Below are 17135 nucleotides of genomic sequence, written 5' to 3'. Positions count from 1 at the left end.
TGGACGCGCGCCACCCGCCTGCGTAGCATCCGCGCCATGAGACTGACTCAAGGATTGTTCCGGTTCCCGCTGGCCGGGCTGCTGTGCCTGAGTACGGCCGCCTTCGCGGAGAGCCAGCTTAGCGTGCGCGTCACCCCCGCCAATGCCGCCCTGAAGGCCAATATCGAGGCCTATGTGGGTAGCCTCGGCGAGCGGGACGAGGCGGCGTTGCAACGTTTCCGCCGCAATGCCGAGGCGCAGGCGGAAAAGGCGGCCCAGGCGCTCGGCTACTTCCAGGCGCAGATCGACAGCGAGGTGAAGGACGGCAAGCCGCCGAAGCTCACGCTCAAGGTAGTGCCCGGCGAGCCCGTGCGCCTGCGCCAGGTGAATATCCAGGTGCTCGGCGAGGCCGCCAGCCTGGAGAGCTTCCGCTTGCCGTCGGGCAAGCAGCTGAAACCGGGCGCGAAGCTGAACCAGGGCGTCTACGAGGACGCCAAGCGGCTGATCCAGAACCAGGCCTCGCGCTACGGCTTCTTCCAGGGCCGCTTCAGCACCCAGCGCCTGAGCATCGATCCGCGCGCCGGCATCGCCGACATCGACCTGGTCTACGACAGCGGCCAGCGCTACACCTTCGGCAAGGTGAGCTTCGACGGCGACTCGATCATCGAGGAAGAACTGTTGCGCCGCATGGTGCCGTTCAAGGCCGGCCAACCCTATGACTCCGAACTGATCGCCGAACTCAACCAGAATCTGCAATCCAGCGGCTACTTCGAGGGCGTGCGGGTCGACGCCGCGCCGACCCAGGCGCAGGCCGACGGCGCGCGCCAGGCGATCCCGGTAGCGGTCCGGCTGGAGGCGCGCAAGCCCCGGACCATGGGCGTCGGCCTCGGTTTCTCGACCGACGTCGGGGCGCGCGCGAGGTTCAACTGGACCCGCCATTGGGTGAATGCCGAAGGACATAGCCTGGGATTCGAGTCGGAAATCTCCGCACCACGGCAGAACGTCGGCGCCTGGTACGAGATTCCCCTCGATCCGCCGCTCACCGACAAGCTGCGCTTCACCAGCGGCTACCAGTTCGAAGACCTGGTCGACACCGAGAGCAAGCTGCTGACCCTTGGCGGCGAATGGCACAGCAAGCAGCCCGATGGCTGGCAGCGGGTGGTTTCGCTGAACTGGATGCGCGAGGAGTACAAGCTGGGCGACGACTCCGGGCTGAGCAGCTTCCTGATGCCGGGGATCGGCTACTCGCTGCTGGAGACCGACAACAAGGTCGACCCCAGCCATGGCTACCGCCTGCAGTTCAACGTCAAGGGGGCGAAGGAAGGCCTGCTGGCCGACGCCGACGTCCTCCATGTCGACGCCATGGCCAAGGGCCTGACCAGCTTCGCCGGCGGCCATCGCCTGCTCGGCCGCCTGCAGGTAGGCGGAATCGCCACCAACGACTACAAGTCGATCCCGCCCTCGCTGCGCTTCTTCGCTGGCGGCGACCAGAGCGTGCGTGGCTACGACTACCGGACGCTGTCGCCGGAGAATTCCGATGGCGACAAGATCGGCGGCCGCTACATGATCGCCGGCAGCGTCGAGTATCAATATCCGCTGGCCGAGCGCTGGCGCCTGGCGACCTTCGTCGACCAGGGCAACGCCTTCAACTCGCTGGACTTCCCGTCGATCAAGACCGGGGTCGGCTTCGGCGTGCGCTGGGTCTCGCCGGTCGGCCCGTTGCGCCTCGACCTGGCCCATGCGCTCGACGACGACGGCGGTTTCCGCCTGCACTTCTCCATGGGGCCAGAACTGTGAAGGCGCTGAAGATCACCTTGCTGGCCATAGTCGGGCTGCTCCTCGCGCTGCTCCTGGGACTCGCTGCGCTGCTCGGCACCCAGACCGGCAGCGCCTGGCTGCTCGGCCGCGTGCCGGGCCTGCAGGTCAGCGGCTTCGAGGGTCGCCTCGGTGGCGCCTGGCAGGCACGGCGGCTGTCCTGGGCGCAGGACGGTACGCAACTGGTCGTCGAGCGGCCTGAACTGCGCTGGTCGCCGGGCTGCCTGGCGGGGCTGCGCCTGTGCCTGCAGCGGGTGGCCGCCGAACGGGTCGCGCTGGACCTGCCGCCGAGCGGCGACAGCGCCGACAGCGGGCCGATCAGCCTGCCGACGCTGAAACTGCCGCTGAGCATCGAGCTCGGCGAAGTGGCGGTCGGCAGCTTCCTGCTCGACGGCAACCAGCAGGTCGCCGAACTCAAGCTGGCGGCCCATTGGCTGGCCGATGGCCTGCACATCGACTCGCTGACGGCGCGGGGCTTCGGCTTGGACCTGGCGCTCCAGGGGCGCTTGCAGCCGAGCGGCGACTGGCCCTTGCAGGCCGAAGCCACGCTCGGCCTGCCCGCTCCCGAAGGCAAGCCGTGGAAGCTGGCCGTCCAGGTCGGCGGTGAGCTGCAGCAGGCGCTGACCCTGAAAGGCCGCAGCAGCGGTTACCTGGACGGCAGCCTGGAAGGACAGTTGCAGGCGCTGGCGGAAAACCTGCCGGCACGATTGCTGATCCGCGCCGACGGTTTCAAGGGTGCGGCCGGACTACCGGACACCTTGACCCTGAATGCCATCCAGCTCGATGCCGGCGGCGATCTCAAGAACGGTTACCTGATCCGCGGCGGCGCCAGCCTGCCGGGCGAGGGTGGGGCGGTGGCGTTGAGCCTGGACGGGCGGGTCGACGCCCAGGGCGCGGATATCCGCCAACTGCGCCTGGACGCTGGCGGCGAGCAGCGCCTGGAGCTGGTCGGACGCCTGGACTGGCGCGAAAGCCTGGCCGCCGACGCGACCCTGGACTGGAAGGATTTCCCCTGGCTGCGCCTGTATCCGCTGGCGGAGCCGCCGCCGGTGACGCTGAAGACCTTCAAGGCGGAAGTGCATTACCAGGACCAGCGCTACCTGGGCAATTTCAGCGCGGCGGCGAGCGGTCCGGCGGGCGACTTCACGCTGGCCAGCCCGGTGTCCGGCGACCTCGTCCAGCTCAACCTGCCGTCGCTGCAGCTCCGCGCCGGGCAAGGCCAGGCCGAGGGGCGGGTGACGTTGCGTTTCGACAATGGCGTGGCTTGGGATACCGCCCTGCAGCTCAGCGAACTGAACCCGGCTTACTGGGTCGCCGAGCTGCCGGGTTCACTGGCCGGTCCCTTGCGCAGCCAGGGAAGTGTTCGCGACGAGCGGCTGGCGTTGGGCGTGGATCTCGACGTCAAGGGCCGCCTGCGCGGCCAGCCGGCGCTATTCCAGGCGCGCGCCGAGGGCGAGGGGCAGCGCTGGACGCTGGGCAACCTCGACCTGCGCCTGGGGGATAACAAGGTTCAGGGCAGCGGGGCGCTCGACCAGCGCCTGCAAGGCCGCCTGGACATCGCCCTGAACCGTCTCGGCCAGCTTTGGCCGCAACTCTTCGGTCGCCTCGACGGACGCCTCGACCTGGCTGGCAGCCTCGCGGCGCCGCAAGGCAGGCTGAACCTCAAGGGACAGCAGATCGCCTACGCCGAGCAGCGCATCGCCGGCCTCGACCTGCAGGCGAACCTCGATGCCCGGCAGAATGGCACCCTGGCGCTGGTCGCTTCCGGCCTGCGCAGCGGCGAAACCGATCTCGGCCTGTTCAAGGCCAATGCCCGCGGCGACCAACGCCGCCAGCAACTGGAACTGGACCTGCAAGGTGCCTTGCTCAAGCTCGGCCTGGCCTTCGACGGGCAACTGGAGCGCGGCAACTGGCGCGGTCGCCTGGCGCGCGGCGAGTTGAGCAGTGGCGGCCAGGACTGGAAGCTACAGCAGCCGGCGCGCCTGGAGCGGTTGGCCGACGGCAGGGTCAATTTCGGCGCACATTGCTGGGTATCCGGCGCCGCCAGCCTCTGCGGCGGCGAGCAGCGCCTGCTGCCCGAGCCGCGGCTGCGCTACACCCTGCGCGACTTCCCGCTGGACAGCCTGAAGCAATGGTTCCCCGAGGACTTCGCCTGGCAGGGCAAGCTGAACGGCGACCTGCAACTGGACGTTCCGGCCCGCGGCCCGAGCGGCGTGGTCAGCCTGGACGCCGGCAGCGGTACGCTGCGCCTGCGCGACCAGGGCCAGTGGGTCGACGTCGGCTACGACAGCCTGCGCCTGGAGAGCCGGTTGGCGCCCAACCGCGTCGATACCTCCCTCGACTTCCGCGGACCGAAGCTCGGCGAGTTGCGGGTGCAGGCGCAGATCGACCCGGGCCCGGCGAGCAAGCCGCTGAGCGGCGAGTTCAGCCTGGCCGGCCTCGACCTGTCGGTGGCGCGCCCGTTCGTGCCGATGGTGGAGAAACTGCAAGGCAGGCTGAACGGCAGCGGCCGGCTGTCCGGCGGCCTGCTGGCGCCGCGGGTCGACGGACGGGTGACGCTGAGCGACGGCAACATTGGCGGCGGCGAGCTGCCGACCAGCTTCGAGAACCTTTCCCTCGACGCTCGCATCGCTGGCGAAAGCCTGGAACTCGGCGGCGGCTGGCGCAGCGGCAGGTACGGCCAGGGCAGCCTGTCCGGCAACCTGAGCTGGGGCGAGGCGCTGAACGTCGCCCTGAACATCCGTGGCAACCGCCTGCCGGTGGTGGTCGATCCCTATGCGCAACTGGAGGTGGAACCGGACCTGAAGATCGGCATGGCCGGCCAGGAGCTGGCGATCTCCGGCAAGGTCCTGGTGCCGCGTGGCGACATCACCATCCGCCAGTTGCCGCCATCCACGGTCAAGGTCTCCGACGACGCGGTGATCGTCGGCTCCGAGCAGCCCGAGCAGCAGCCGCTGAAGATGAAGATGGACATCGATGTCGAGGTCGGCCAGGACAAGCTGGCGTTTTCCGGCTTCGGCCTCAGCGCCGAACTGGCCGGCCACCTGCACATCGGCGACAACCTGGATACCCGCGGCGAGCTGAACCTGAACAAGGGCCGCTATCGTGCCTACGGCCAGCGCCTGACGATCCGTAGGGCGCGGCTGTTCTTCGCCGGACCGATCGACCAGCCGTACCTGGATATCGAGGCGATCCGCCGGGTCGACGACGTGGTCGCCGGCCTGCGCCTGACCGGCAGCGCCGAGCAGCCGACCAGCGCGGTATTCTCCGAGCCGGCGATGAGCCAGGAGCAGGCGCTGTCCTACCTGGTGCTGGGGCGACCGATGAGCACCGGCGAAGACAGCAACATGCTCGGCGAGGCGGCCCTGGCCCTGGGCCTGGCGGGTAGCGCACCGCTCACCGGGGAAATCGCCAAGCAGCTCGGCATCCAGGACTTCCAGCTGGACACCGAGGGCACCGGCAACAGCACCAGCGTGGTCGCCAGCGGGAATATCACCGACAAGCTCAGCCTGCGCTATGGTGTTGGAGTGTTCGAACCGGCAAATACCATCGCCTTGCGCTACCAGTTGACCAAACGCCTCTATCTCGAAGCGGCGAGCGGCCTGGCCAGTTCGCTGGACCTGTTCTTCAAGCGCGATTTCTGACGGATGCGCTGATACGGACCATGCGTAACGCATAAAAGTGTGTCACTTTTAGCGGCGCATCGACGTCGTAGAATGGAGCGGGCGCCGACCGCCAGGTCGGTGCCCGAAGCAACTCGGCACAAGGACTGGCTGACATGATTTCCGTCTATCAACTCAAACCGCGCTTTCAGAATCTTCTTCGTCCCGGCGTGCAGCGCCTCTACCAGCGCGGCATCACTGCCAACCAGGTGACCCTGGCGGCCTGCCTGCTGTCGCTGCTGGTCGGCGCGCTGGTCGCCGGTTTCGCCAGCCATCTCTGGCTGTTCGCCCTCGTTCCGCTGTGGATGTTCCTGCGCATGGCGCTGAACGCGGTGGACGGCATGCTCGCCCGCGAGTTCGGCCAGAAATCCGACCTGGGCGCCTACCTCAACGAACTCACCGACGTGATCGCCGACAGCGGCCTGTACCTGCCGTTCGCCCTGTTGCCGGGAGTCAACCCGCTGTGGGTGGTGCTGGTGGTGCTGCTGGCGGTGATCAGCGAATATGCCGGCGCGCTGGGCACCATGGTCGGCGCTTCGCGCCGCTACGACGGCCCGATGGGCAAAAGCGACCGGGCGCTGTGTTTCGGCGTGATCGGCGCCGGGGTGGCCAGCGGCCTGTTGCCGCTGGCCTGGATCGACTGGCTGATGTTGCTGATCGCGGCCCTGCTGTTGCTGACCATCGGCAACCGCGTGCGCCAGGGCCTGGCCGAGCTGTCCGCGAGTCGACGGGGCAGCGACGGCCAGGCCTGAGAGGGAACGGGCGAACGCCATGGAGGTGGGCGCCCGCAGGAAGCAACCCCGCCGGGATCCCGGCCGGGGCAACGACATAGGGACATCACATGCGCGACGTACAGGAATTGCGTTTCACCACCCACGACGGGGTAGAGCTCTTCTACCGCCACTGGCCGGCCAGCCGCCCGGCGCCGGACGGCACGCGCCAGGCGGTGCTGCTGTTCCACCGCGGCCATGAGCACTCCGGGCGGATCGCCCACCTGGTCGACGAACTCGACCTGCCGGAACACGACTTCTTCGCCTGGGACGCCCGTGGCCACGGCCTCTCGCCAGGCGCCCGCGGCGACAGCCCGAGCTTTGCCACCAGCGTGCGCGACGTACAGACCTTCGTCGACCATATCCAGGCCGTCCACGGTATCGCCGAAGAGCGGATGGCGGTAGTGGCGCAGAGCGTCGGCGCGGTGCTGGTTTCCACCTGGGCCCACGACTACGCGCCGAAGGTGCGCGCACTGGTGCTGGCTTCGCCGGCGTTCCAGGTCAAGCTCTACGTGCCGTTCGCCCGCAGCGGGCTGAAACTGATGCGCCTGTGGCGCGGCAATTTCTTCGTCAACAGCTATGTCAAGGCACGCTTCCTCAGTCACGACCCGCAGCGGATCGCCTCCTACGACAGCGACCCGCTGATCGCCAAGGCGATCTCGGTGAACGTCCTGCTCGGCCTCTACGAAGCTGCCGAGCGGGTGGTAGCGGACGCACAGGCGATCCAGATTCCCACCCAACTGCTGATTTCCGGGGCCGACTTCGTCGTCCATCGTGCGCCGCAGGAGCGCTTCTTCGAGCGTCTCGGCAGCCTGCGCAAGGAAAAGCACATCCTGCCCGGCTTCTTCCACGACACCCTTGGCGAGCGCGATCGTCACCTGGCCGTCGGCCGTGCCCGGCGCTTCCTCCTCGAGGCATTCGCCACGGCACCTGAACGACCGAGCCTGCTCGATGCCGACCGTCTGGGCCATACCTGCGCCGAGGCCGAGGCGCTGGCCGCGCCGTTGCCGAAGAACTCGCCGCGCGATCTCTACTGGCGCGCCACCCGTGCCGGGCTGCGCCTGGGCAGCCTGTGGTCGGACGGGGTCAAGCTGGGCTTCGACACCGGCTTCGATTCCGGCAGCACCCTCGACTATGTCTACCGCAACCAGCCCAGCGGCAGCGGCCCGCTGGGTCGCCTGATCGACCGCAACTACCTGGACTCCATCGGCTGGCGCGGCATCCGCCAGCGCAAGCTGCACGCCGAGGAGCTGCTGCGCCTGGCCATGCAGCGGTTGCGCGAGGAGCAGCGCGAGGTGCGCATCGTCGACATCGCCGCCGGCCACGGCCGCTACATCCTCGAAGCCCTGCAAGGCGTCGAGCCGCTGCCGGAAAGCATCCTCCTGCGCGACTACAGCGAGATCAACGTGCGTGACGGCAGCGCCCTGATCGAAAGCAAGGGCCTCGCCGGCATCGCCCGCTTCGTCAAGGGCGATGCCTTCGATCGCGCCGACCTGGCGGCGCTGCAACCGAAGCCGAGCCTCGGGGTGGTTTCCGGGCTCTACGAGCTGTTCGCCGACAACCGCATGGTCGGCGACTCCCTCGCCGGCCTCGGCGAGGCGCTGGAGGAGGGCGGCTACCTGGTCTACACCGGACAGCCCTGGCACCCGCAGCTGGAACTGATCGCCCGCGCGCTGACCAGCCACCGCCAGGGCCAGGCCTGGGTGATGCGGCGCCGGACCCAGGCGGAAATGGACCAACTGGTGGCCGCCGCCGGCTTCCGCAAGATCACCCAGCGGGTCGACCAGTGGGGCATCTTCAGCGTATCGCTGGCGCAGAAGGTCGCCCGCTGATGGCGCCGCGCGAGCCGGGGGTACTGAAGCGGGCGGTGCTCTGGCTGCTGTTCCTCGGCCCGTTCTTCTTCGCCAGCTATGGCCTGGCCAACTGGTTGACCAGCCAGCGCGGCGACGTCGGCAGCCTGGTCTTCGACTGGGAACGCGGGATGCCGCTGTGGCCCTGGACCATCCTGCCGTACTGGTCGATCGACCTGCTCTACGGCCTGTCGCTGTTGTTGCCGCGGGACAAGCGCGAGCTGGACACCCACTGCCTGCGCCTGCTCAGCGCCCAGGTGCTGTCGGTGACCTGCTTCCTGCTGTTCCCCCTGCGCTTCACCTTCGAACGGCCGGAACTGGGCGGCGTGTTCGGCTGGCTGTTCGACGTGCTGATGGGGTTCGACAAACCGTACAACCAGGCACCGTCGCTGCACATCGCCCTGCTGGTAGTGCTCTGGGTCTGCTACGCGCGCTACGCCAGCGGCGCCTGGCGCTGGCTGCTGCATGGCTGGTTCGCGCTGATCGGGCTGTCGGTGCTGACCACCTGGCAGCACCATTTCATCGACGTGCCCACCGGCGCGCTGGCCGGTTGGCTGTGCGTCTGGCTGTGGCCGCAGGCGCAGCCCGCGCCGTTCGCCCGCGCCAGTCTGAGCCGCGACCGGCAACGGCGGCGGCTGGCCGCTCGCTACGGCCTCGGCGCGCTGGCCTGCGCCGCCGTCGCCTTTGCCGTCGGCGGTGCGGCGTTGTGGCTGTGCTGGCCGGCGCTGGCGCTGGCGCTGGTGGCGCTGAACTACCTGCTGTTCGGCGCCGCCGGCTTCCAGAAGGGCAGCACTGGCCGCCTGAGCGCCGCCGCGCGCTGGCTGCTGGCGCCATATCTGCTTGCCGCGCGGATCAACGCCTGGCTCTGGACCCGTCGCCGGCCGCAGCCGGACGAGGTGCTGCCGGGCCTCTGGTTGGGGCGCCTGCCGTCGTCCGCGGAACTGGCCGACGGCCGCTTCCGCGCATTGCTCGACGCTACCGCCGAACTTTCCTGCGAGCCGCAGGGGCTGGCCTATCGCAGCCTGCCGTTGCTCGACCTGGTCGCGCCGGACGTCGAGGACTGCCGGCGCGCCGCGGTGCTGATCGACGAACTGCTGGCGCAAGGGCCGCTGCTGGTGGCCTGTGCCCTGGGCTATTCGCGCAGCGCCACGCTGGTCGCCGCCTGGCTGCTGCTCAGCGGCCGCGCGGCGGACGTCGAGTCGGCCGTGGCGGTGTTACGTCGGGCGCGACCGCAAGTGCTGCTGGGCGAGGCCCAGCGGCGGACCCTCGCGGCGCTGAGCGGGAGCGTGCCGGAGCCATCGGCGGAACTGGGCGAGGTGCGCCATGCCTGAGCAAACCCTGGCCCTGGTGGCGGCCCTGCTGCGCCGTGGCCGCGAGCTTGACCGGCTGTCCGCCGCACTGACCCTGCTGGCCATCGGGCTGGGCCTGTACCAGGCCGTGCAGGGCATCGGCTGGCGCTATTTCGCTGCGGCGATGCTGGCGATCGCCCTGCTCGGCCTGTGGCAGAAGTACTGGGCGCTGCGAGTGGCCCTGGACGCCGAACTGTTCGAACGTTTCAGCCACGTCGGCGACAGGCTGGAAGCGCAGACCCAAGACCTGGACCGGGCCCTGGCCGATCTCGGCCTGGCCCGAGCGGACGCCGCAGGGCGCACCTGGCACCAGCGCAGCCACGGCGCCCTGCGCCTGCTACGCTGGCAGGCGCTGGCCTGTGGCGCCCAGTTCCTGCTGGCCTTGTCGTGCCTGTTGTCGATCCCTCTATTCAACGCTCAAACCTGAAGAGTCTTCCCATGCTCGAATCAGTCGTCGCCTATGGCATCATCGCCGGCGCCCGCGCCATCACCGGCTTGCGCAGCCTCTGGCTGGGCACCACGCCGATCCCCAAGCAACGCATCTATTACGCCAACCACAGCAGCCATGGCGACTTCGTCCTGCTCTGGGCCTCGCTGCCGCCGGAGGTGCGGCGGCGTACCCGGCCGGTGGCGGGCGCCGACTACTGGAACAAGGCCGGCCTGCGCAGCTACGTGATCAACAAGGTGTTCAACGGCGTGCTGGTCGACCGCCAGCGCAGCGAGGCCAATGCCAATCCGCTCGAACCCCTCGACCGCGCCCTGGACGGCGGCGATTCGCTGATCATCTTCCCCGAGGGCACCCGCAACCTGGACGATGAGGTCAAGCTGTTGCCATTCAAGAGCGGTATCTACCACCTGTCCCTGGCCCACCCGGACGTCGAGCTGGTGCCGGTCTGGCTGGCCAACCTCAACCGGGTCATGCCCAAGGGCCGCATGCTGCCGTTGCCGCTGCTCTGCACCCTGAGCTTCGGCAAGCCGCTGGTCGCCACGGCGGAAGAAGGCAAGGAGGCGTTCCTCGAACGAGCGCGCATGGCCCTGCTGGACCTGGCGCCGGAAGAGGAGGCCTGAGATGAACGAACAGACCTGGATGCTCTTCGGCGGGATCGGCGCGCTGCTGCTGCTCGCCTCGCTGGTCGGCTTCGTCCTCAAGTGGCGCGCCGGTCCCGGCCCGAACGCGGTGATCGACAACCTGAACGCGCGGATCAACGCCTGGTGGGCGATGGTCCTGGTGATCGGTTTCGCCTTCTGGCTTGGCCAGGCGGCGGTGATCCTGCTGTTCTATGGCGTGTCGTTCTACGCCCTGCGCGAGTTCATCACCCTCACCCCGACCCGGCGCAGCGACTACCCGGCGCTGGTGGCGGCGTTCTACTTCGTGCTGCCGATGCAGTACCTGCTGATCTACATCGACTGGTACAGCATGTTCTCGATCTTCATCCCGGTGTACGTGTTCCTGCTGTTGCCGATCCTCGCCTCGCTGGGCGGCGACACCAAGCACTTCCTCGAGCGCGCCTCGAAAGTGCAGTGGGGCCTGATGCTGGCGGTGTTCTGTATCTCCTTCGTGCCGGCGCTGCTGACCCTCGACATCCCCGGCTTCGAGGGGCGCAACCTGCTGCTGATCGCCTACCTGGTGATCGTCGTGCAGCTCTCCGACGTGATGCAGTACATCTGCGGCAAGCTGTTCGGCAAGCGCAAGATCGCTCCCAACCTGTCGCCGTCGAAGACCGTCGAAGGCTTCGTCGGCGGCATCGCCCTGGCCACCGCCATCGGCGCCTCGCTGTGGTGGATCACCCCGTTCAACCTCTGGCAGGCGGCGTTGATCGCGCTGCTGATCAACCTGCTGGGCTTCTTCGGCGGCCTGGTGATGTCGGCGATCAAGCGCGACCGTGGGGTCAAGGACTGGGGGCACATGATCGAAGGCCACGGTGGCATGCTCGACCGCCTGGACTCGGTGTGCTTCGCCGCGCCGATCTTCTTCCACGTGGTGCGCTACTGGTGGACGCCCTGAGGTTCGCCTGGCGCCGAGGGGAGCGGGGCGGTTGCCGATGGCGGCCGCCCCGTCGTCGTTTTCCCGCCGTGTAGGCAGCCAGGAAATTGCGAGCGATAGAGACCCGTAGGGCGGATACCGTCACAGGCGGTATCCGCCGAAACCCCGGATAAGCGGCGGATAACCGCAAGCGGTGATTCGCCCTACAACCAGGCTCCGGCATACGGGGACGTGACCGCAGCTTCACTGTCTCAGAGATTGACCAGGCGCATGCCTTCCTCGCTATAGCGACTGCCGGCGACCGCCTCGGCGGGGAAGATCGCATCCAGCTCGGCCAGTTCCGCCGCGCTCAGGCGCAATTCCGTCGCGGCGACGTTCTCCTCCAGGTAGCGCCGCTGCTTGGTGCCGGGAATCGGGATCAGGTCATCGCCCTGCGCCAGCACCCAGGCCAGCGCCAGTTGCGAGGGTTTCACGCCCTTGGCTGCGGCCAGTTCGCCGACCTTGTCCACCAGCTTCAGGTTCTTCGCGAAGTTCTCGCCCTGGAAGCGCGGGCTGAAACGACGGTAGTCGTCGGCGGCGAAGTCTTCCGGGCGCTTCAGGGTGCCGGTAAGGAAACCTCGGCCCAGCGGGCTGTAGGGGACGAAGGCGATGCCCAGGCGACGGCAGGCGGCGAGCACCCCGGTGTCCTCCGGATCGCGGGTCCACAGCGAGTACTCGCTCTGCAACGCGCTGATCGGGTGCACCCGGTGGGCACGCTCGAGGGTTTCCGCCGAGGCTTCGCTGAGACCGATGTGGCGGATCTTGCCGGCCTTCACCAGGTCGGCGAGGGCGCCGACGCTGTCCTCGATGGGTACCTGCGGGTCCATGCGGTGCTGATAGTACAGGTCCAGGCGGTCGGTACCGAGGCGCTTCAGGCTGCCTTCGATGGCGCGGCGGATGTACGCCGGGCTGCCGTCGACGCCGCGCGCCCGGGGATTGGCAGGGTCGCGGACGATGCCGAACTTGCTGGCCAGGAACACCTGCTCGCGTTTGCCGCGCAGGGCCTCGCCGAGCAGTTCCTCGTTACTGTGCGGGCCGTACATGTCGGCGGTATCGAAGAAGTTCAGCCCGAGTTCCACGGCGCGATGCAGGGTGGCGATGGCCTCCTGGCGGTCGCCGCCGGTGGTGTAGAAGTCGGTCATGCCCATGCAGCCGAGGCCAATGGCGGAGACGGAAGGGCCGTTGTGGCCGAGTTGACGGGTTTTCATGTGTCGAGCCTCGCGGGAGGGAAGGAAAACGTCGTCATTCTTCGCTCTGCATTGGTCTGGATAAAGCCCATAATTACGGTTTTACCATTCGTATTTTCCAAATAATCGAGGGTGTCCGATGGATCGTTTCCAGGCCATGCAGGCCTTCACCCGCATCGTCGAGCTGGGCGCCTTCGGCAAGGCCGCGGACAGCCTGGAGCTGCCGCGCGCCAGCGTGACCCAGGCGATCCAGCAACTGGAGGCGCACCTTGGCGTGCAGTTGCTGCAGCGCACCACCCGCCAGGTCAGCCTGACCCTCGACGGGCAGGCCTACTACGAGCGTTGCGTGCGCCTGCTGGCGGACCTGGAGGAGGCGGAAAGCTGCTTTCCACGCGTCCTGAACAACCCGCGCGGGCGCTTGCGGGTCGACCTGCCGGGCGCGCTGGGGCGGATGCGGGTGATTCCGTTCCTGCCGGAGTTCTGCGAGCGCTACCCGGAACTGGAGCTGCAGTTGAGCAGCAACGATCGCCTGGTCGACCTGCTGCGCGAGGGTGCGGACTGCGTGCTGCGGGTCGGCGAGCTGCACGATTCCAGCCTGGTCGGCCGGCACCTGGCCGACCTGCCGCAGGTGACCTGCGCCAGCGCCGCCTACCTGGAGCGTCATGGCCATCCGCGGCAGCTCGCCGAGCTCGGCGAGCACCTCGCGGTGAACTACCAGTCGCCTTCCAGCGGGCGTACCTTCGACTTCGAGTTCAGCGTCGACGGGCGTCTGCGCACGTTGCCGATGCGCAGCCGGGTCAGCGTCAACAACGCCGATGCCTACGTCGCCGCCTGCCGGGCCGGGCTCGGGCTGATCCAGGCGCCGCACTATCACGTCGCCGCCGGCCTGGCCGACGGTAGCCTCCGACAAGTGCTCGGAGAATGGTTGCCGCCATCGCTGCCGCTGCATGCCGTGTATCCCTCGCAGCGCCAGTTGTCGCCGCGGGTGAGGGTGTTCGTCGACTGGCTGGTGGAACTGTTCGGTCGCCAGGCGGCCGGCGAGACGCAATGAGACGCAGGCTTTCCGGGCGAAGATTTTTCTCGATTTCGCCGAGAGAACCTCGTTAGGATCGGCAGCCTTGGCCTGTCGAGCAGGGATGTTCGTCCGAGTTCCGGATGCCCGCTGCCGCCAGGCCGCATTCATTCGAACAAGAATAAGGATCGCTGATGGAAAGCTTGCAGAAGTGGGTGGTCGACCTGAACGGCGTGGTCTGGGGGCCGTTGATGCTGGTGCTGATTCTCGGCACCGGCCTGTACCTGATGCTGGGGTTGAAGTTCATGCCCCTGGTGCGCCTGGGAGTCGGCTTTCGCCTGCTCTGGCAGGGGCGTAGCAAGGATGACGAGAGCAGCGGCGAGATCAGCCCGTTCCAGGCGCTGATGACCTGCCTGGCGGCCACCGTCGGTACCGGCAACATCGCCGGGGTGGCCACGGCGATCTTCCTCGGCGGCCCGGGCGCGCTGTTCTGGATGTGGTGCACCGCGCTGGTGGGAATGGCCACCAAGTTCTCCGAAGTGGTGCTGGCGGTGCACTACCGCGAGAAGGATGAGCGCAACGAACACGTCGGCGGTCCGATGTATGCCATCAAGAACGGTCTGGGCAAGCGCTGGGCCTGGCTCGGCGCGGCCTTCGCGCTGTTCGGCGGGCTCGCCGGCTTCGGTATCGGCAACATGGTCCAGGTCAACAGCATGGCCGATGCCCTGGAGGTTTCCTTCGGCGTGCCCGACTGGGTCACCGGGGTCGCCACCATGCTCGTCACCGGGCTGGTGATCCTTGGTGGCATCCGCCGTATCGGCAAGGTCGCCGAAGCCCTGGTGCCCTTCATGTGCGTCGGCTACATCGTCGCCTCGGTGATCGTCCTGGTGGTCCATGCCGAGGCGATTCCCGGCGCGTTCCAACTGATCTTCACCCACGCCTTCACGCCGATCGCCGCCACCGGCGGCTTCGCCGGCGCAGCGGTGATGGCGGCAATCCGTTTCGGCGTCGCACGCGGGATCTTCTCCAACGAGGCCGGCCTCGGCACCGCCGGCATCGCCCAGGCCGCCGGCACGACCCATAGCGCGGTGCGTTCGGGCCTGATCGGTATGCTCGGCACCTTCATCGATACCCTGATCATCTGCAGCCTGACCGGCCTGGCGATCATCACCTCGGGCGTCTGGACCAGCGGCGCCAGCGGCGCGGCGCTGTCCTCGGCGGCGTTCGAGGCGGCGATGCCGGGCGTCGGCCACTACATCCTGTCGCTGGCCCTGGTGGTGTTCGCCTATACCACCATCCTCGGCTGGAGCTACTACGGCGAGCGCTGCTGGGAGTACCTGGCGGGCACCCGGGCGATCCTGCCGTTCCGGATCGTCTGGACCCTGGCGATTCCGTTCGGCGCCATGACCCAGCTGGACTTCGCCTGGCTGGTGGCGGATACCCTCAACGCGCTGATGGCGATTCCCAACCTGATCGCCTTGCTGCTGCTGAGTCCGGTGGTGTTCCGCCTGACCCGGGAGTATTTCGCCAAGGCCAGGAGTTGAGCCTCGGGGGACGGCGACGCTCAAACCCGAGGTTTTCGCTCGGGTAAAGCGTGCTAGCATCGTCGCCGGCCCCGAATGCTTCCGCCGCCGGCCACAGGGCCGGCGGCTTCTCACTGACTAGAAGGATCAACGCAATGGCTCAAGTGACTCTCAAGGGCAACCCGGTCAACGTCGATGGCCAGCTCCCGCAGAAAGGCGCCCAGGCTCCGGCCTTCAGCCTGGTCGGCGGCGACCTCGCCGACGTGACCCTGGAAAACTTCGCCGGCAAGCGCAAGGTGCTGAACATCTTCCCCAGCGTCGACACCCCGACCTGCGCCACCTCGGTGCGCAAGTTCAACGTCGAGGCCGGCAAGCTGGCCAACACCGTGGTGCTGTGCATCTCCGCCGACCTGCCGTTCGCGCAGAAGCGCTTCTGCGGCGCCGAAGGCCTGGAGAACGTAGTCAACCTGTCGACCCTGCGCGGTCGCGAGTTCCTCGAGAACTATGGCGTGGCCATCGCCAGCGGCCCGCTGGCCGGCCTGGCCGCGCGCGCCGTGGTGGTGCTCGACGAGCAGAACAAGGTGCTGCACAGCGAACTGGTCGGCGAAATCGCCGACGAGCCGAACTACGCGGCGGCCCTGGCGGCTCTCTGAGCCCCACGGCCAACCCGCTTCGTCCCATGACTGTCAGCCAGGCTGGCTGGTAACGGGCGAACCCGAATCCCTTGGCTGCTCGCTTCGGGCCATGAGCAGGGCGGATAATCGCGGCGCGGTCATCCGCCCTGCGTCGCAGAGACGCAGCGCTAGCGCATGGCGACCTGGTGGCGCCGGCTGACGCTGGCGAAGGCGCTCCGGAACGCCTGCATCTCTTCCTCGCTGCCTACCGTCACGCGGACCCAGTTGGGCCAGGAGGCCCACGGGCGGCCAACGTGCACCCGCTGTTTCTCCAGTTCGGCGATGACCAGCTCGGCGGGACGGCGCATATCCACCATGAAACAGTTGGACTGCGAGGCGGTGCAGCGGAAGCCCTGCTGGCGCAGCCAGGCGATGGTGCGCTCGCGGACCTCTGCGTTCTGCTGCTTGCGCCGTGGCACCAGATCGTCGTCACGCAGGCTTTCCAGCCCGGCGTGGGCGGTCGGCGAGGGCACCACGTTGTGGCCGCCGAAGCGCTCCAGCCGCGCCAGCAGCTGCGGATGCCCGATGGCCAGGCCGAGCCGGGCGCCGGCCATCCCGTAGAGTTTCGAGAAGGTACGCAGGACCAGCACATCCTGGCGCTGGACGGCCAGGCCGACGACGCTGGGTGCGTCGGAAAAATGGATATACGCCTCGTCGACCAGCACCACGCTGCGCTCGGGCTTGCGTTCGATCGCCCTGACGATCCGCTCGTGCGGGGTGAGGGTGCCGGTCGGGTTGTTCGGGTTGCAGATATAGATCAGCCCAGCGTCGCGTTGCGCGGCGGCGAGCATGCGCTCGATGTCGTGGGCCGCCTCGGCGTCCAGCGGCACGGCAGCGACCTTCGCCCCCTGGGCCTGGGCGGCGCCAACCACGGAGTCGTAGGAGGGATCGGCGATGACCAGGCCGCGCTCCTTGCCGGTGAACGCCGCGACGGCGTATTGCAGCGGCTGGCGCGAGCCGCAGTAGGCGTGCACGCATTCGGCGGGGATGCCGTTCTGCTTGGCGAACAGGCCGACCAGGGCGTCCTGCGCGTCGTAGTCGTAGCGACCGCAGAGCGCGGCCGCTCGCTGCATGGCGGCCCTGGCCTTGGCGGAGGGGCCGTAGGGGCTTTCGTTGAAATCCAGGAAGGTCTCTTGCGGCTTGCCGGCGGCGCTTGTCGCGCCGCTCCCGGCGAAGGCTCGCGGGCTCAGCAGGATGCTGCTGGAGGCCAGGGCGGTCAGGGTCACGAACGAACGACGACTCAAAGCGGGCATAGCTTCACCTCCGTGTACCGAATGGGATATGCGTGCGG

The 17135-nt window shown here is 68.2% G+C and carries 13 protein-coding genes; 11 read left to right on the top strand and 2 right to left on the bottom strand.

Going from position 1 to position 17135, the window contains the following annotated elements; all coding sequences use genetic code 11:
- Window positions 1-36: 36 nt before the first annotated feature.
- The 8 genes from LJF27_RS21290 (at window position 37) to LJF27_RS21255 (ending at window position 11430) form a co-directional block, all read left to right on the top strand.
- On the top strand, window positions 37-1776 hold the full coding sequence (locus LJF27_RS21290) for an autotransporter assembly complex protein TamA (protein ID WP_003122638.1): 1740 nt from the start codon (window positions 37-39) through the stop codon (window positions 1774-1776).
- Window positions 1773-5438, top strand: a complete 3666-nt coding sequence (locus tag LJF27_RS21285; RefSeq protein WP_023115946.1) for a translocation/assembly module TamB domain-containing protein — start codon at window positions 1773-1775, stop codon at window positions 5436-5438. Before LJF27_RS21290 ends, LJF27_RS21285 begins: the two co-directional genes overlap by 4 nt.
- Window positions 5439-5572: 134 nt before the next feature.
- On the top strand, window positions 5573-6208 hold the full coding sequence (locus LJF27_RS21280; RefSeq protein WP_012614089.1) for a CDP-alcohol phosphatidyltransferase family protein: 636 nt from the start codon (window positions 5573-5575) through the stop codon (window positions 6206-6208).
- A gap of 89 nt (window positions 6209-6297) precedes the next feature.
- The gene (locus LJF27_RS21275; RefSeq protein ID WP_004349997.1) at window positions 6298-8058 is read left to right on the top strand and encodes a bifunctional alpha/beta hydrolase/class I SAM-dependent methyltransferase; all 1761 of its coding nucleotides are present in this window, start codon (window positions 6298-6300) and stop codon (window positions 8056-8058) included.
- Window positions 8058-9407 (top strand): phosphatase PAP2/dual specificity phosphatase family protein, encoded by a 1350-nt coding sequence (locus tag LJF27_RS21270; RefSeq protein ID WP_003116853.1) that lies wholly within the window; start codon window positions 8058-8060, stop codon window positions 9405-9407. Before LJF27_RS21275 ends, LJF27_RS21270 begins: the two co-directional genes overlap by 1 nt.
- Entirely contained in the window at window positions 9400-9852 is a 453-nt protein-coding gene (locus tag LJF27_RS21265) for a hypothetical protein (protein WP_003116854.1), read from the top strand. Before LJF27_RS21270 ends, LJF27_RS21265 begins: the two co-directional genes overlap by 8 nt.
- A gap of 11 nt (window positions 9853-9863) precedes the next feature.
- Window positions 9864-10493, top strand: coding sequence for a lysophospholipid acyltransferase family protein (locus tag LJF27_RS21260; RefSeq protein WP_003113327.1), 630 nt, complete (start codon window positions 9864-9866; stop codon window positions 10491-10493).
- A gap of 1 nt (window position 10494) precedes the next feature.
- Complete coding sequence (locus tag LJF27_RS21255; protein ID WP_003089962.1) at window positions 10495-11430, top strand: phosphatidate cytidylyltransferase; 936 nt, start codon at window positions 10495-10497, stop codon at window positions 11428-11430.
- A 230-nt stretch (window positions 11431-11660) separates the two neighbouring features.
- Here LJF27_RS21255 and LJF27_RS21250 read toward each other — a convergent pair whose 3' ends face one another.
- Complete coding sequence (locus LJF27_RS21250; protein WP_003113326.1) at window positions 11661-12656, bottom strand: aldo/keto reductase; 996 nt, start codon at window positions 12654-12656, stop codon at window positions 11661-11663.
- A gap of 118 nt (window positions 12657-12774) precedes the next feature.
- Here LJF27_RS21250 and LJF27_RS21245 point away from each other — a divergent pair, with 118 nt between their 5' ends.
- From LJF27_RS21245 to tpx, 3 genes are all read left to right on the top strand, one after another.
- Entirely contained in the window at window positions 12775-13686 is a 912-nt protein-coding gene (locus tag LJF27_RS21245; protein WP_003116855.1) for a LysR family transcriptional regulator, read from the top strand.
- A gap of 155 nt (window positions 13687-13841) precedes the next feature.
- Window positions 13842-15191, top strand: a complete 1350-nt coding sequence (locus LJF27_RS21240) for an alanine/glycine:cation symporter family protein (protein WP_003113324.1) — start codon at window positions 13842-13844, stop codon at window positions 15189-15191.
- Between the two features lie 134 nt (window positions 15192-15325).
- The gene (tpx, locus tag LJF27_RS21235; RefSeq protein ID WP_003089950.1) at window positions 15326-15823 is read left to right on the top strand and encodes a thiol peroxidase; all 498 of its coding nucleotides are present in this window, start codon (window positions 15326-15328) and stop codon (window positions 15821-15823) included.
- Between the two features lie 149 nt (window positions 15824-15972).
- On the opposite strand, the gene LJF27_RS21230 is transcribed toward tpx, so the two are convergent.
- Window positions 15973-17097: a pyridoxal phosphate-dependent aminotransferase gene (locus tag LJF27_RS21230; RefSeq protein ID WP_003113323.1), complete on the bottom strand. Its 1125-nt coding sequence runs from the start codon at window positions 17095-17097 to the stop codon at window positions 15973-15975.
- Between the last annotated feature and the right edge of the window lie 38 nt (window positions 17098-17135).

This window comes from Pseudomonas sp. 203-8, from assembly GCF_020708595.1.
In the GTDB taxonomy this organism is placed as follows: domain Bacteria; phylum Pseudomonadota; class Gammaproteobacteria; order Pseudomonadales; family Pseudomonadaceae; genus Pseudomonas; species Pseudomonas aeruginosa.
The sequence above is the reverse complement of the archived record's forward strand: the minus strand, read 5'-3'. Positions and strand labels throughout refer to the sequence as shown.

Coding starts and splice junctions, on each gene's coding strand:
- LJF27_RS21290 (WP_003122638.1), top strand. CDS start 37: ATGAGACTGACTCAAGGATTGTTCCGGTTCCCGCTGGCCGGGCTGCTG.
- LJF27_RS21280 (WP_012614089.1), top strand. CDS start 5,573: ATGATTTCCGTCTATCAACTCAAACCGCGCTTTCAGAATCTTCTTCGT.
- LJF27_RS21275 (WP_004349997.1), top strand. CDS start 6,298: ATGCGCGACGTACAGGAATTGCGTTTCACCACCCACGACGGGGTAGAG.
- LJF27_RS21270 (WP_003116853.1), top strand. CDS start 8,058: ATGGCGCCGCGCGAGCCGGGGGTACTGAAGCGGGCGGTGCTCTGGCTG.
- LJF27_RS21265 (WP_003116854.1), top strand. CDS start 9,400: ATGCCTGAGCAAACCCTGGCCCTGGTGGCGGCCCTGCTGCGCCGTGGC.
- LJF27_RS21260 (WP_003113327.1), top strand. CDS start 9,864: ATGCTCGAATCAGTCGTCGCCTATGGCATCATCGCCGGCGCCCGCGCC.
- LJF27_RS21255 (WP_003089962.1), top strand. CDS start 10,495: ATGAACGAACAGACCTGGATGCTCTTCGGCGGGATCGGCGCGCTGCTG.
- LJF27_RS21250 (WP_003113326.1), bottom strand. CDS start 12,656: ATGAAAACCCGTCAACTCGGCCACAACGGCCCTTCCGTCTCCGCCATT.
- LJF27_RS21245 (WP_003116855.1), top strand. CDS start 12,775: ATGGATCGTTTCCAGGCCATGCAGGCCTTCACCCGCATCGTCGAGCTG.
- LJF27_RS21240 (WP_003113324.1), top strand. CDS start 13,842: ATGGAAAGCTTGCAGAAGTGGGTGGTCGACCTGAACGGCGTGGTCTGG.
- tpx (WP_003089950.1), top strand. CDS start 15,326: ATGGCTCAAGTGACTCTCAAGGGCAACCCGGTCAACGTCGATGGCCAG.
- LJF27_RS21230 (WP_003113323.1), bottom strand. CDS start 17,097: ATGCCCGCTTTGAGTCGTCGTTCGTTCGTGACCCTGACCGCCCTGGCC.